The sequence below is a fragment of the Streptomyces sp. NPDC048172 genome (assembly GCF_043202595.1).
Classification (GTDB): Bacteria; Actinomycetota; Actinomycetes; order Streptomycetales; family Streptomycetaceae; genus Streptomyces.
Map to the genome: position 1 here is coordinate 89285 of NZ_JBIDAT010000003.1, position 13555 is coordinate 102839.

The following is a 13555-nucleotide window of genomic DNA, read 5'->3' on the forward strand; positions in this document are numbered from 1 at the left end:
GGACCGCACACCATGGACACCAGGGACTCGATCCGCGAGCCCGCCCACGACACCGGAGCGCACGAGGCGCGCGAGCCCCGCCACGTGGCGCCCGGCGTGCGGGTCGTCGAGTTCGCCGACACGAAGAAGGTCGTCAAGCTCTGGGGCCAGGAGCGCTGGCTGCACGAGAAGGACGGCCCGTACGGCTTCAAGTTCATCCGCATCGCCGCGGGCCACCGCACCAGCCTCCAGTACCACGAGCACAAGAGGGAGAGCTACTTCATCCTGGAGGGCGAGGCCGTCATGCACTACCGTGAGCGGCGGGACGGCGCGAACCTGCGGATGCCCATGCCCGCCGGGACCCTCGCACACGTCGACCCGGGCGCCGTCCACCGCGTCGAGGCCGTCACCGACATCGTGCTGGTCGAGGTCTCGACGTACGACGACGGCTCGGACAACGTCCGCCTGGAGGACGACTACGGGCGCGGCGACGGCCGCATCGCCCGCGAGCACTGAGGGCGAGGGCCGCGCGATGGGTGACTTCACCGTTCCCAAGTACCGCTACCCCGCCCAGTTCGAGGGCCGGGAGCGGGAGCTGCTGAAGCGGATCGAGGAGGTGCTGCTGCGCGGCGGCTACGTGCTGGGCGAGGAGGTCGCCGAGTTCGAGACCCGCCTCGCCGCCTACCTCGGCACCGGCCACGCCATCGGCGTCAACTCCGGTACGGACGCGCTGATCCTCACCCTCGACGCGCTCGGCGTCGGCCCCGGCGACGAGGTCGTCACCGTCGCCAACACCTTCCACGCCACCGCGCAGGCCGTCGCCCGCCGCGGCGCCGTCCCCGTCTACGTGGACTGCCGCGACGACGACTTCCTGATGGACCTCGACCAGCTCCCGGCGGCGTTCACGGAGCGCACCCGCGCCGTGATCCTTGTCCATATGTTCGGCAGGGCCGCCGACGTGCCCCGCGCCCGGGAGATCTGCCGGGACGCCGGGGTCCCGCTCGTCGAGGACTGCGCGCAGGCGATCGGCGCGCGCAGCGCGGGCGTACGGGTCGGGACCGTGTCGGCGGCGGGCTGCTGGAGCTTCGCCCCGTCCAAGAACCTCGCCGCCGCCGGGGACGCGGGCGCCGTCAGTACGGGCGACGAGGAGCTGGCCGAACGGCTGCGGCTGCTGCGCCACTTCGGTCAGCCCGCGCAGAACCAGCACGAGATCCTCGGCTACAACTCCCGCCTCGACACCCTCCAGGCCCTGGTCCTCCTCCACAAGCTCGACCGCCTCGACGCGTGGAACGCCGCCCGCGCCGAGGTCGCCGCCGCCTACCACGCGCGGCTGGCGCACCTCCCGCTCCGCTTCCAGGCCCCGGGCGCCGCCCCGGACGAGCACGTGTACCACCTCTTCCAGGTCCGCGCCGCCTCCGAGTCCGTACGGGACGGGCTCCTGGCCCACCTCGTGGCGAGCGGCGTCGACGCGGTCGTCCGGTACCCGGTCCCCCTCCACCGGCAGCCCGCGCTCTCCTCCGGGGGCCGGGGGAACCGATCGGGCGGCTTCCCCGTCGCAGAGGAACTGGCACGGCAGACGCTCTGCCTCCCCGTACGACCCGACCTCGACGAGGCCGAGCTCGGGCACGTGTGCGAGGCGGTCGAGCGGTACTTCCGATGACGACGACAGTGCCGGTCACGGTGCGGGAGGCCGCCGACGACGCCGAGTTCGGCCGCTATCTGGCGCTCGCCCCGCACGCGTTCGGCAAGGTGCCCTACGACCACGGCACCTTGCGCGCACACGGCCACGCCGCCGTCGCCGCCAGGGGGAACGAGGTGCTGGGCGGCGGGCTCTTCCTGCCCTTCGCCCAGCACTTCGGCGGACGGCCTGTGCCGTCCGGGGGAGTGGCCTGGCTCGCCGTGGCCCCCTGGGAGCGCGGCGCCGGACTCGCCCGCCGCCTCACCGCGTACGGCACCGAGCGGCTGCGGGACGCCCACGGCGCCGCCGTCGCCTGCGCCTGGACCCCCGCCGTCGGGCTGTACCGCCGCTGGGGCTGGGAGGCCGTCTCCGTCGCCGCGAGCCACACCCTCAGCCCCGCCGGACTCCCGCCCCCGGAGCCCGGGTTCACGGCCGTACGGCCCGACCCGGAGGAGTGCGCGGCGCTGCGGCGGCGCCTCGCGCCCGCGTGGAACGGCCCGCTCGACCGTCCCCACTGGTGGCAGGGCTGGCGCGCCCGCGTACTGACCGACCCCCTCACCGTGGGCGTCACGCGCGAGGGGACCCTGACGGGATACGCGACGGTCACCGTCGAGCCGTACGAGCCGTGGGGCGTCGCCGCCGTCGTGCACGACCTCTGGCACGACGGGCCCGACGCCCTCCCCGCGCTGCTCGACGCCGTCACGGCCCGCTCGCCACAGGTCCGCGAGATCAGGCTGCGCCGCGCGGTCCTGCCGAGCCCCGGCCCGCTGCTGTGGTCTCTGGGGCAGTACACGGTGCGGGAGGAGGGCTGGTACCCCTGGATGCTCACGCTCCTCGACGTGCCGCGCGCCCTGGAGGCCCGCGGCTGGTCGCCGGTCCCGCGCGGCACGGTCGGGCTCGACGTCACCTCGCCGGACGGCCGGAACACGCCGTACACCCTCACCTTCGAGGAGGGCCGCACGCGAGTGCGGCGCGGCGGCGACGGCACGGTGCGCTGCACGGCGGGGGCCCTGGCCGCCTGGTACGCGGGCGCGCTGACCGTACGCCAGGCCTACGCGTACGGCACGGCGGCCGGAGACCCGCACGCCGCCGACCTGCTGGACGCGCTCACGACGGGGCAGGGGCCATGGCTCCCGGAGACCTTCTGATCCCCCTCCGGCGACCCTCGACGATCGGCTACCCCTGTCGGGCGCCCGACCGGTCCTTACTCGGGTCGGAGGCGGCGGGGAGGATCGCGGGACGGCGCGGCGGCCCGGGCAGCCGTCCGGGGCGGAGCGCTGCCGGTCGCCTCCTGCCTGTTCGGGTGCTCGCCCCCAGGGAGGCGCACCACGGGGCGCTCCTCCATCCCCCTCCCGTTCGGGAACCATGCTCCGGCGCCACCGAGGAGGCGACATGCCGGGACCCACCAACCTGCTCGTCCTCGCCAAGGAACCCCGCCCCGGCTTCGCCAAGACCAGGCTCAGCCCGGCGTTCACGCCGGACGGTGCCGCCGCGCTGGCCGCCGCCGCGCTCGCCGACACGCTCGACGCCGTGCTCGCCGCCCCCGCGCGCCGCCGCGTCCTCGTGCTCGACGGCGAGCCCGGACCATGGCTGCCGCGCGGACTGCCGTACGGGGCGCCGCCGCTGGAGATCGTGCCGCAGGTCGAGGGCGGCCTCGACGAGCGGATCGCCGCGGCCTTCGCGGCCTGCGAGGGGCCGACCCTCTTCGTCGGCATGGACACCCCGCAGCTCACCCCGGCGCACCTCGCCGACGCCACGGGGCCCGAGGCCTGGCGCGACTTCGACGCGCTGTTCGGCCCCGCGGCCGACGGCGGCTTCTGGCTGCTGGGACTCGCCCGCCCCGACCCGTCGCTGCTGCGCGGCGTCCCCATGTCCACCGCGCATACGGGCGCCGCGCAGCGCGAGAGGCTGACCGGCGCGGGGCTCGCCGTACGGGACCTGCCGGTGCTGCGGGACGTCGACACGCCCGAGGACGCCTGGGCCGTCGCCGCCGACGCGCCCGGGACGCGGTTCGCCGCCGAACTCGCCCGGCGGCGCGCCGGGCAGGCGTCACACGACGGGGGGCCGTCCCGCGCGCGTCAGCCGTAGCACCGTCCGCCACCGCATCGGCCGCCGCTCGCCCCAGCCCCCGCGCAGCCCCTCACGGAAGCCGCCCAGCCAGGTCCGGAGCGCGGCGAGCCCCCGGATCCGGGACGGCGTCAGCAGCACCCACGCCGCCAGGTACGGCGGCACGAGCGGCCAGGGCAGATTGCGCAGCGCGACCCACACCCGGTTGCGGGCCACCAGCCGGTAGTAGACCGCGTGCCGTGCGGGGTCGGTCGCGGGGTGGTGCACGACGTGGTCCGGCGCGTAGTGGCCCGTATGACCCAGGTCCCACAACTTCCAGCTCAGGTCCACGCCTTCGTGGTACAGGAAGAAGTGCCCCGGCCAGCCCCCGGCGGCCTCGAACGCGTCGCGCCGCACCGTGACCACGCCCTCCGCCATGATCGTCACGGTCCCCGCGCGCTCCGGGTCGCCCGCGCGCAGCCGGGGCACCCAGCGGCGCATCGTCACGCCGGTGTCCGGGTCGGCGATGCGTGGCTGGATGTACGCGCGCCGCGTGTCCTTCGCCATCTCGGCGGCCAGCGAGGCGAGCAGCCCGGGGTCGGGCAGCACGGCGTCGTTGTCCATGAAGAAGAGCAGCTCGGGCCCCGACTTCAGGGCCTGGGCCCCGGCGTTGCGGCCCTCGGGGATGCCCACGTTCTCCGGCAGCGTGACGCTCCGGACCCCGTCCGGCACCTGCGCGGGCACCACGCCGTTGCCGACCACGACGACCTCCAGCTCGACCCCCTCCTGCGCGAGCAGCGAGTCCAGCGCCCGGGGGAAGTCCTCGGGCCGGTCGTTCATCGTCAGCAGGATCGCGCCGTAGCGCGGCGGGGAGGAAGTGCGCATCGCCATGGGGCGCGAGCGTAGTGGGCAAGTACGGTGAAGGTCGCTCGAACCGGAACGCGTCCCGGGAGGCCGACGTCATGCCCACCGCCAGGTTCTTCTTCGACGCCGGGTCAGGCGGCGTCCTGTGGGCCGCCACGCCCGAGGACCGGGAGGAATGGGGATACCCGGTCGATCTGGACCGCCTGCCGATCAGCGACGACCTCCGCGACGGCCTCGACAGGCTGACGGCCCGTTACGACACATCCCTGAACTGGGACTACCCGCCGCACCCGGGCCCGTGGCGCGAAGCGGAATGCCGGCACTTCAACGACGCGGTACGCCGGGCGCTGGGCCGCCTGCGCGCCGAACTCGGCCCGGCGTGGCGGATCCACGACGAGTCTGCCGCACTCCACGAAGACCCGGACCTCGACCGCTACCTGACCGACCCCACCGGATTCACCCGCACCCCTCGCGGGGGCTATCGGACGCGGGTGAGCTGAAGTGCCGGGCGGAACCGTTGGAAGGCGGTGCTGAGCAGGCCGGGCCAGGCGTGCGCCCGCTGCCACTGCTCGTTCGCCTCAAGCCGGGCTGGACGGTGCTCGATGGCTTCGCGGTGAGCTTCGGCGGTGGCCCACAGCGCGTAGGCGAACACCCGGGTGCCGTCGGTGCTCACATAGAAGTGGGCGGAGAGCAGCCCGTCGGCGGGTGGTGTGTCGGCGCTGCTGTGGAACATCGCGTCCACCAGCCGGTTCGCCCGCGCGGTGTCGGGGCCGTCGAAGACGCGGGTGACCAGCACCACGCATCCGGCCCCGGCTGCCGGCCCGTGGAGGGGCGTGCTCCGGCGCAGTCTGGCCGCGACCACTCCGGTCCGCTCGATGCCGGGGACGGCCGCATCGACCTCCTCCTTCCAGGCCAGGTCCTGTGCCGGGACCTTGTCCAGGTCGCTGACCTGGGAGAAGTGCAGCAGCGTGGTGGCGTCGTCGGCGGCCAGCACGGTGTACGACCGCAGGCCGGGGCCCGGCCAGGGCCTGGCGCGCCATGCGTCGGCGATTGCCTCAGCAGTGGCCTGCTGCCGTCCCGGTGTCCCCACCTGCCAGGTGCCGAACGCCATCTTCCCGCCTTCACACGCAGCTCGCGTCGGCCGCAGGACCTACGACTGGCTGAGCACGCCGCCTATGCGGTCTCCGGCGATGCCGATGCCGATGCCGATGCCGGTGGCGGCGGTGCTGTGCTCTCTCTTGGGGTGAGGGTCGGGAGGGGGACGCGGACCTGGCGGAGGGGGCCGCCGGTGAGGACGTCCAGGAGCTGTTCGGCGGCGCGGCGGCCGAACTCCTCCGTGTCGCGGGAGAGCGACGTGAGCTGCGGGTGGAGCGTGCGGCACAGCACGGAGTCCTCCCACGAGACGATCGAGAGCTCGCGCGGCACCGCGAGCCCCCGCTCGGCGGCGACGCTCACCGCGGCGACGGCCATCACCTCGTTGTCGCAGATCAGTGCCGTGGGCGGGGCGGGCAGCGCGAGGAGGCGGCGGGCGGCCTCGGCGCCCTGCGCGTCGGTGTAGTCGGTGGTGACGGACCGCGCGTCGGCGAGGCCGATCCGCGCGGCCTCCGCGCGCAGCGAGGCGATGCGCCGCTCGGTGTGCGCGAAGCCCGCCACGCCCGCGATGTGGGCGACACGCCGGTGCCCCAGGCCGTAGAGGTGGCGCACGATCGTGGCCATGGCGCCTGCGTCGTCGGCCCACACGTTGGAGAGCCGCGGGGTCTCGGACCCCTGCGCCTCCTCGTCCGCCATTCCGCCCACCACCACGGCGGGCAGCCCGAGCGAGGTGAGGAGCGCCGGGCGGGGGTCCTCGGTGCGGGGGTCGACGACCACCACGCCGTCCACCCGGCCCTCGGCCCACCACCGGCGGTACAGCTCGCACTCGGCGTCCAGGCTGTCGGCCATCTGGAAGAGCAGCGCGTGGTCGCGCGGGGCCAGCGCGCGCTGGATGCCGGACATGAGCTGGAGGAAGAAGGACTCCACGCCCAGGCTCCCCGCGGAGCGGGCCAGCACCATGCCGAGCACGCCCGCGTTCTCGCCCGACAGCGCGCGTGCCGCCGAGTGGGGCCGCCAGCCGAGGCGTTCGGCGACGCGCACCACGCGGTCGCGGGTGCCGGGGGAGACCCCGGCGCGGTTGTTCAGCGCGAAGGACACCGCGCTCGCGGACACCCCCGCCTCGCGGGCGATGTCCTTCATCGTCGGCCGCTTCGGAGGCTGTTCCCCGACCCTGTCCCCGACCCTGTCTGCCACCGGTCTCTCCTCGCTCCCCTCGTACGTCGCGTACGTGCTGTACGTCCGCGCGTGAACGACCTTGTCACGTACGCCCGTTGGCCGCCCCGCCAGGTGCGAGCAGCGCGTAACGGCGTTCGAAGGCGGCGTGGTCCGGCTCCGGGCCGGGTGCCGACCACAGCCGTTCCGCGAAGGCGCGCAGCCACGGCGCCGTGTCGTCCGCGATCTCGTCCTCGGTCGCGAGGTCCGGCGTGTCGCACCAGATCGAGAGGTGCGAGCCCAGCAGCCGGCCGGGCCGGTCGTCGCGCTCGTCCGGGGTCAGCTCGGCGTCCTCGCCGGGCGCGTCCATCACGGTGCGCGGCGTCCACGCCTCGTACAGGCCGGGCGCCGACTTCTTGCCGCGCGGCGGACGGTCCTCGCCGAGGACGTAGTAGAGGTGGTCGCCGTGGCCGTTGACGACGTCGTACCCGGCGCGCAGACAGTCGGCCGCCGAGGGCTGTTCGTGGTTCCAGCGGATCCAGGTGTCGAGCTGGACGTCGCCGTCGAGGCGCACGGCGCCGCCCGTCGGCAGGATCTCGTCGTTCCACACCCGCGCCCGTTTGCCGTGCTCGCGCAGCACGCCCGCCAGCTCGTTGACGTACGCGGCGAAGCCGTCGTGCAGCGTCTCCCCGCCCCGCTCGCGCGCGAAGCGGACGAGCTGCGGGGCCCGTTCGGGCGTGACGCGGTGGCCGGGCTCCCAGAAGTAGCCGAAGTACTCGTCGCCGCCGAGGTGGAAGAGCTCCCCGGGCATCAGCTCCGCGTACTCGTGCAGCAGGTCGTGGACGAGCGCGCGGGCGGCCGGGAGCGAGTAGTCGAGGTTCTCGCCGCGCACGCTCCCGTCGGCGAGCCGCAGCCGGTGTTCCGGGTGCCGGTCGAGGACGGAGCGCAGGTGGCCCGGCGTGTCGAACTCGGGGACCAGCGCGATGTGGTGCCGCGCCGCGAGCTCGGCGAGGCCGCACAGCTCGGCCCGGGTGTACGCCTCCTCCGCGACGATCTCCGGATGGGTCTCGCTCTCCACGCGGAACGCGAGCGAGTCGGAGAGGTGCAGATGCAGCTCGTTGAGCTTGAGCGCGGACAGCCTCTCGACGAGCCGTTCCAGCCAGTGCACGCTGAACCGCTTGCGCCCGACGTCGACCATCAGCCCCCGCACCGCGTACGAGGGCCAGTCGGTGACCTCGTACGCGCCGAACCGCCCGGTGGTCGCCAGGGCCTGGAGCAGCGTGCGTCCCGCCTGGTGCACGGCGCGCTCGGTGTGCCCGGCGAGCACGGCGACCGGCTCGGCGAACTCCAGGCGGTACGCCTCCTGTTCGCCGCTCGGCGCCCCCGCCACCCCGTCGAGGCGGAGCAGCACGTCGCCGGGCCGCGCCTCCGCACGGGACCCGAGCGGCACGACGGGCGGCGGGCCGGGCAGGTGCCCCACGCGCTCCAGGTCCCGGGCGAGGGTGCGCGCGGTCCCCTCCAGCCGCGCGAAGTCCCGCCCGAGGACGCCCACCCGCGTCCCGCCGCGCGGCGCCCACCCCTCCCCGCTCCGGACCTGGACGTCCCGCACGGCGGGCACGAAGGGCGGCTCCGCGAAGGGCGGCTCGACGAAGGGCGGTGTCATCGGGCTCATGGCTCTCCTCGCACCGGAACGTCGTCCGGGGTGGGCGGCGGCGTGTCGTCCCCGGGCGGCGGCCCGGCCGGACGCGCGCGGCGGCCCGTGCCGCCGCGCTGCCAGGGGCGGGGACCGTCCAGGGGGCGGTGGTTGACGCCGAAGGCGTCGAGCAGCGCGGCGTACGGGGCGACACGCCCGGCGAAGGGCAGCGCGGCCCGCTGCTCCGCGCTCGACCACCCGGCCTCGGCGAGCGCTCCGAGGCGCGGGAACGCCATGTACTCGACCGCCTCCGGCGTCGGCAGGTACTCGGACCAGAGCTGCGCCTGGACCCCCAGGACCCGCCCCGCGCCCGGGGCTTCCAGCGTGCCGTCGGGGATGCCGACGGCGAGCGGGTCGAACGCGGCCGCCTTCTCCAGCGGCAGATGCCCGTCCTGGGCGAGCGGCTCCTCGGGACCGTCCGACTGGTAGTGGTCGAGGTAGGTGAACCCGGCGGGGCACTGCACCACGTCGTGCCCGGCGGCGAGCGCCGCGCCCGCCACCCCGGGCCTGATCCAGTCCCGCCACGCCATCACGATCGCGTCCCGCGGCGCGTCATGCGGCGTGTCACCGGCACCGGCACCTGGACCGGCACTGGCACCGGCACCGGCCTCCAGCATCTCGTCCCACCCCGCGACACGCCGTCCCGCCGCGCGTACGTGCTCCGCGAGGCGGGCGTGGAACCAGCTCTGGACGGCGTCCGGCGACGGGAGCCCCAGCGCGCGGGCCCGGGCGTGCACGGCGGGGTCGGCGCGCCACTCCGTACGGGGGCACTCGTCGCCCCCGAGATGGATCACGGGCCCGTCGAAGGCGTCGAGCACCGCGTCCAGGACGTCGCGCGCGAAGCCCAGGGCCTCCTCGGTCGGGGCCAGGACGTGCGGGGAGACGCCCCAGCCGCACGCCACGCCGTGCGGTCCGGTGACGCCCAGCGAGGGGTACGCGGCGAGCGCGGCCTGCACATGGCCCGGCATGCCGGCCTCGGGCACGAGCGTGATGTGCCGCGCAGCGGCGTACGCGGCGATGTCCGCGAGGTCGGCCCGGGACCAGCTTCCGCCGTGCGGCGTGGCGTCGAAGCCGAGGGGGCGCGTGGCGTGCCCGGTCAGCGTGCCCTCGCGCCACCCGCCGACCTCGGTGAGCCGGGGTCGGCCTGGCACGGGGAGCCGCCAGCCCTGGTCGTCGGTGAGGTGGAGGTGGACCGTGTTGAGCCGGTGCAGCGCGGCCAGGTCGATCATGCGCAGCACGAACGGCTTCGGCGGGAAGTGCCGGGCCACGTCCAGCAGCACGCCCCGCCAGGGGAAGCGCGGCGCGTCGTCGATCAGACAGTGCGGCAGTCCGGGCGCGGCGTGCAGCAGTTGGCGGAGCGTCTGGATGCCGCGCGCCAGGCCCTCGCGCGTGCCGGACGTGAGGGCGACGCGCGCGGCGCCGATCTCCAGCCGGTACGCCTCGGGCCCGTCGTGGGCCGTCGGGCCGAAGCGCAGCAGCACCTCCGGCGCGTCGGCGGGTGCCCCGTCAGCCCCGTCAGCCCCGTCGGTGCCGATCCCGCACGCGTCGAGCGCGGCCCGCAGCAGCGCGGCCTCGGGCTCGGCGCCACGGTCGATGCCGAGGCGCACGCGGGGCACACCGCCGGGCCGCCGGAGGCGGAGCGTCCCCGGACTCCGCCGCGCCGACAGGGGATACGGGACGAGGGGGAGCGGGCCGCCGGGAGGGCCCGGCGGGTCATCGGGAAGAGCGGTCACAGCGGCACACCTCCACGTACGGCGACCGATCCAAGCACAGCTAACGCGGTTTAGCTAGAGACAGCTAAACCGCGTTAGTAATCGCCTCGAACTCTATTGACACGGCTCTCGCTTGGATGCACAGTGCGATTCGTCGTGACCCGAGCGAAGGAGCCGGCCCCATGCCCGTACCCATGTCAGGAACGTTCCGGAGAAGGCCGGTTCCCCTCGCGGTGACAGCGCTCGGGGCCGCTCTCTCGCTGACCGTCCTCACCGGCTGCGGGGGCGGCGGGGGCGGTGGATCGGCCGACGCGAGCGGCAAGGTGGAGGGCTCCATCACCTTCCAGACGTGGAACCTGCGCGCCGAGTACAAGGACTTCTTCAACGACCTGATCGACCGGTTCGAGAAGAAGCACCCGGACGCGAAGGTGCGCTGGATCGACAAGCCCGCCGAGGGGTACGCGGAGACGCTCAGCGCCGACGCCGCGTCCGAGAAGCTGCCCGACGTCGTGAACGTCTCGCCCGACCTCGCCTACCCGCTCGCCAAGGCCGGGGTCCTCATGAACCTCAGCGAGGACGAGACGGCTGCCAAGGCGGAGAAGAAGTACATGCCGGAGGCATGGAAGGGCAATGAAATGCCGGGGCTCGACGGCGTCTTCGCGTATCCCTGGTACCTGAACACGGGCCCGATGTTCTACAACAAGCGGCTCTTCAAGGAAGCGGGCCTGAATCCGGAGAAGCCCCCGGAGAACTACGCGCAGCTCTTCTCCGACGGGGAGAAGCTGGCCAAGAAGAAGGTCCCCGCGCTCGCCGCGACGCCCACCATCGAGGACTTCGGCCGCTACGGCGTACCCCTCATGAACAAGGAGGGCACGAAGTTCACGTACAACTCGCCCAAGGGCGTCGAGTTCATGGAGAAGTACAAGCGGCTCTACGACAAGGGCGGGCTCGACAGCCAGGTCATGTCCTCCAGCCCGGAGAAGGCGGGCCAGAAGTTCGAGCAGGAGAAGGTCGCCATGAACCCGGGCGGCGCGCTCGACCTGAAGAACTTCAAGGACAACCAGCCCGACCTGTACAAGAACATAGGCATCACCGAGGCGCCCAACAACAACGGGCACCCCAACATGTCCGTGATGAGCCTCGGCGTCGCCCAGCAGAGCGAGCACAAGGCAGCGGCCGTCGCCTTCGCGCAGTTCGTCACCGACCAGCGGAACCAGGAGGCGTTCGCCCGTAAGGTCGCCGTCTTCCCCAGCACCAAGGGCTCGCTGGACAAGCCGTACTGGACCAAGGAGGGCAGCAGTCCCGAGGACCGGGTCCGCGTCTCCTCGGCGAAGCTCGTCAAGGACGCGGTGAACTACACCCCGGCCGTGATGACCGACCCCATGAAGACCGTCCTCCAGAAGGAGGTCTCCAAGGTCTTCCTCGGCAAGAAGAGCCCCAAGAAGGCCCTCGACGACGCGGTCGCCGAGTCCGACAAGCTGCTCAAGCAGCTCTGAGGCGGGGCACACGGCCGTATGAAGACCGCAGTCACCACGGCGGCGGACGGCGCCGCGGACCGGGCGGACCGGGCGGAGCACGGGCGGGGCCCGGCCCCCGCCGGGTCCCGCCGGTCCGGCGGACGCCGCGTCCGTACGCACATGGCGCACAGCCCCTGGGCGTTCCTGCTCCCCGGCATCGCCGTCACCCTCGCCTTCAACCTCTACCCCTTCTTCGCGACCGTCTGGAAGTCGTTCACCGACGCCAGGACGCTGACCCCCGGCACCTTCGTCGGCCTGGAGAACTTCCAGGAGATGCTGAACGACGAGCAGTTCTGGATCGGCCTGCGCAACAGCACGCTGTACGTGGTCGCCGTCGTGCCCTGCATGGTGCTCCTGCCGCTGCTGCTCGCGCTGCTCGTGCACAAGCAGATCCCCGGCATCGCCTTCTTCCGCTCGGCCTTCTACACGCCCGTGGTCGCCTCGGTCGTGGTCGTCGGGCTGATCTGGGTGTGGATGCTGGACGAACGCGGGCTGGTCAACGCCGTGTTCAAGACGATCGGCATCGGGCCCGTGAAGTTCCTCAGCGACCAGTGGCTGATCCTGCTCAGCGCCATGATCGTGACGGTCTGGAAGGGCCTCGGCTACTACATGATCATTTTCATGGCCGCGCTGGGCAACGTCCCCCGCGAGCTGTACGAGGCCGCGAACGTGGACGGCGCGGGCCCCGTCCGCCGCTTCTGGTCGGTCACCGTGCCCGGCGTCCGCAACACGATGGTGCTGGTCGCCGCGCTCTCCTCGGTCGCCGCCTTCCGCGTCTTCTCCGAGGTCTACCTGATGGCGGGCCAGGACGGTGGCCCCGCGGGCGAGGACACCACGCTCGTGATGCTCGTCCAGCGCGTCGGCACCGGGCTCTCCGGGCGCGTCGGCTACGCGTCGGCGATCTCCCTCGTGCTCTTCGTGATCACGCTGGTGCTGCTCCTCGCCGTCTTCGCGGCCGAACGGAGGGACAAGAAATGAGGAACCGCAAGCGCGCCGGGCTCGCCGTCCGCTATCTGCTGCTGATCCTCGTCTTCCTGATCTGCGTCGGCCCGTTCCTCTGGCAGCTCTCCACCTCGCTCAAGGGCGCCACGGAGAACGTCTACAGCGACCCGCCCAAGCTGCTGCCCGAGCACCCGACGTTCGAGAACTACAAGAAGGTCGGCGAGATCATCCCCGTCTGGGACTACGCCTTCAACTCGCTGAAGGTCGCCGTCGCGAACGTCCTCGCCAACGTCGTCGGCGCCTCCATGGCCGGATACGCGCTCGCCCGGCTGAAGTTCCGCGGCCGTAAGTACGCCGCGCTGGTCTTCCTGATGGCGATGCTGGTGCCCGGCGAGTCGATCATGATCGCGCAGCTGACGACGATGCGGGCGCTGGACCTCCAGAACACGTTGACCGCGGTCGTGCTGCCGGGGTCCGTCGCCGCGCTCAACGTTCTGCTGATGCGCAACGCGTTCCGGAACATTCCGGAGGAGATCGAGGAGGCCGCCGTCGTCGACGGCGCCAACGTCTGGCAGCGGTATTTCCGGATCGGGCTGCCCGCCGTGAAGGGGACCCTGGCCGTTGTCGCCATCTTCGCCTTCATGGGGGCCTGGGACGACTTCCTCTGGCCGCTCATCGTCCTGACGGACGACGCGAACTACACCCTCACCATCGGGCTGAACTTCCTGCACGGCACGTTCGCGAACAACCAGCGGTTGATCGCGGCCGGGACGATCATCGCCGTCGTGCCGTTGATTGTGATGTTCGCCTGTCTGCAGAGGTATTTCTTCCGGGGGGTCGGAGAAGGCGCCGTCAAGGGATGAGCCGACCGGCGGTCGGA

At 73.1% G+C, this 13555-nt stretch carries 13 protein-coding genes; 8 read left to right on the forward strand and 5 right to left on the reverse strand.

The annotated features are described in order from the left end of the window. Positions 1–12: 12 nt before the first annotated feature. From ACGF3A_RS13945 to ACGF3A_RS13960, 4 genes are all read left to right on the forward strand, one after another. Positions 13–495, forward strand: coding sequence for a cupin domain-containing protein (locus tag ACGF3A_RS13945; RefSeq protein WP_393729288.1), 483 nt, complete (start codon positions 13–15; stop codon positions 493–495). A 16-nt stretch (positions 496–511) separates the two neighbouring features. Further along, complete coding sequence (locus tag ACGF3A_RS13950) at positions 512–1639, forward strand: DegT/DnrJ/EryC1/StrS family aminotransferase (protein WP_393729290.1); 1128 nt, start codon at positions 512–514, stop codon at positions 1637–1639. After that, the gene (gene eis, locus ACGF3A_RS13955; protein ID WP_393729292.1) at positions 1636–2805 is read left to right on the forward strand and encodes an enhanced intracellular survival protein Eis; all 1170 of its coding nucleotides are present in this window, start codon (positions 1636–1638) and stop codon (positions 2803–2805) included. The genes ACGF3A_RS13950 and eis overlap by 4 nt, the downstream gene beginning before the upstream one ends. A gap of 244 nt (positions 2806–3049) precedes the next feature. Continuing rightward, positions 3050–3745 (forward strand): DUF2064 domain-containing protein, encoded by a 696-nt coding sequence (locus tag ACGF3A_RS13960; RefSeq protein WP_393729294.1) that lies wholly within the window; start codon positions 3050–3052, stop codon positions 3743–3745. On the opposite strand, the gene ACGF3A_RS13965 is transcribed toward ACGF3A_RS13960, so the two are convergent. Next, complete coding sequence (locus ACGF3A_RS13965) at positions 3707–4588, reverse strand: glycosyltransferase family 2 protein (protein ID WP_393730663.1); 882 nt, start codon at positions 4586–4588, stop codon at positions 3707–3709. The genes ACGF3A_RS13960 and ACGF3A_RS13965 overlap by 39 nt on opposite strands. A 77-nt stretch (positions 4589–4665) precedes the next feature. On the opposite strand from ACGF3A_RS13965, the gene ACGF3A_RS13970 reads away from it, so the two are divergent. Then, a complete protein-coding gene (locus tag ACGF3A_RS13970; protein WP_393729296.1) occupies positions 4666–5067 on the forward strand; it encodes a hypothetical protein in 402 nt (133 codons plus the stop codon). On the opposite strand, the gene ACGF3A_RS13975 is transcribed toward ACGF3A_RS13970, so the two are convergent. From ACGF3A_RS13975 to ACGF3A_RS13990, 4 genes are all read right to left on the reverse strand, one after another. Beyond that, on the reverse strand, positions 5046–5678 hold the full coding sequence (locus ACGF3A_RS13975; protein ID WP_393729298.1) for an antibiotic biosynthesis monooxygenase: 633 nt from the start codon (positions 5676–5678) through the stop codon (positions 5046–5048). The genes ACGF3A_RS13970 and ACGF3A_RS13975 overlap by 22 nt on opposite strands. Positions 5679–5740: 62 nt before the next feature. Continuing rightward, positions 5741–6799 (reverse strand): LacI family DNA-binding transcriptional regulator, encoded by a 1059-nt coding sequence (locus tag ACGF3A_RS13980; RefSeq protein WP_393730666.1) that lies wholly within the window; start codon positions 6797–6799, stop codon positions 5741–5743. 118 nt (positions 6800–6917) lie between these two features. After that, complete coding sequence (locus ACGF3A_RS13985; protein WP_393729300.1) at positions 6918–8483, reverse strand: family 20 glycosylhydrolase; 1566 nt, start codon at positions 8481–8483, stop codon at positions 6918–6920. Beyond that, positions 8480–10237 carry a family 20 glycosylhydrolase gene (locus ACGF3A_RS13990; protein WP_393729302.1) on the reverse strand — a complete coding sequence of 586 codons (1758 nt, stop codon included), beginning with the start codon at positions 10235–10237 and terminating at the stop codon, positions 8480–8482. Before ACGF3A_RS13990 ends, ACGF3A_RS13985 begins: the two co-directional genes overlap by 4 nt. 161 nt (positions 10238–10398) lie before the next feature. Here ACGF3A_RS13990 and ACGF3A_RS13995 point away from each other — a divergent pair, with 161 nt between their 5' ends. The 3 genes from ACGF3A_RS13995 to ACGF3A_RS14005 all read left to right on the forward strand — a co-directional run bounded on the left by ACGF3A_RS13995 (position 10399) and on the right by ACGF3A_RS14005 (position 13538). After that, complete coding sequence (locus ACGF3A_RS13995) at positions 10399–11712, forward strand: ABC transporter substrate-binding protein (protein WP_393729304.1); 1314 nt, start codon at positions 10399–10401, stop codon at positions 11710–11712. A 141-nt stretch (positions 11713–11853) separates the two neighbouring features. Further along, positions 11854–12711 (forward strand): carbohydrate ABC transporter permease, encoded by an 858-nt coding sequence (locus tag ACGF3A_RS14000; RefSeq protein WP_393730668.1) that lies wholly within the window; start codon positions 11854–11856, stop codon positions 12709–12711. Beyond that, the gene (locus ACGF3A_RS14005) at positions 12708–13538 is read left to right on the forward strand and encodes a carbohydrate ABC transporter permease (protein ID WP_393729306.1); all 831 of its coding nucleotides are present in this window, start codon (positions 12708–12710) and stop codon (positions 13536–13538) included. The genes ACGF3A_RS14000 and ACGF3A_RS14005 overlap by 4 nt, the downstream gene beginning before the upstream one ends. Positions 13539–13555: the final 17 nt, after the last annotated feature.

What these genes read in the sequence shown, in the direction of transcription:
- ACGF3A_RS13945 (WP_393729288.1), top strand. Translation starts at nt 13, where the DNA reads ATGGACACCAGGGACTCGATCCGCGAGCCCGCCCACGACACCGGAGCG.
- ACGF3A_RS13950 (WP_393729290.1), top strand. Translation starts at nt 512, where the DNA reads ATGGGTGACTTCACCGTTCCCAAGTACCGCTACCCCGCCCAGTTCGAG.
- eis (WP_393729292.1), top strand. Translation starts at nt 1,636, where the DNA reads ATGACGACGACAGTGCCGGTCACGGTGCGGGAGGCCGCCGACGACGCC.
- ACGF3A_RS13960 (WP_393729294.1), top strand. Translation starts at nt 3,050, where the DNA reads ATGCCGGGACCCACCAACCTGCTCGTCCTCGCCAAGGAACCCCGCCCC.
- ACGF3A_RS13965 (WP_393730663.1), bottom strand. Translation starts at nt 4,588, where the DNA reads ATGCGCACTTCCTCCCCGCCGCGCTACGGCGCGATCCTGCTGACGATG.
- ACGF3A_RS13970 (WP_393729296.1), top strand. Translation starts at nt 4,666, where the DNA reads ATGCCCACCGCCAGGTTCTTCTTCGACGCCGGGTCAGGCGGCGTCCTG.
- ACGF3A_RS13975 (WP_393729298.1), bottom strand. Translation starts at nt 5,678, where the DNA reads ATGGCGTTCGGCACCTGGCAGGTGGGGACACCGGGACGGCAGCAGGCC.
- ACGF3A_RS13980 (WP_393730666.1), bottom strand. Translation starts at nt 6,799, where the DNA reads ATGAAGGACATCGCCCGCGAGGCGGGGGTGTCCGCGAGCGCGGTGTCC.
- ACGF3A_RS13985 (WP_393729300.1), bottom strand. Translation starts at nt 8,483, where the DNA reads ATGAGCCCGATGACACCGCCCTTCGTCGAGCCGCCCTTCGCGGAGCCG.
- ACGF3A_RS13995 (WP_393729304.1), top strand. Translation starts at nt 10,399, where the DNA reads ATGCCCGTACCCATGTCAGGAACGTTCCGGAGAAGGCCGGTTCCCCTC.
- ACGF3A_RS14000 (WP_393730668.1), top strand. Translation starts at nt 11,854, where the DNA reads ATGGCGCACAGCCCCTGGGCGTTCCTGCTCCCCGGCATCGCCGTCACC.
- ACGF3A_RS14005 (WP_393729306.1), top strand. Translation starts at nt 12,708, where the DNA reads ATGAGGAACCGCAAGCGCGCCGGGCTCGCCGTCCGCTATCTGCTGCTG.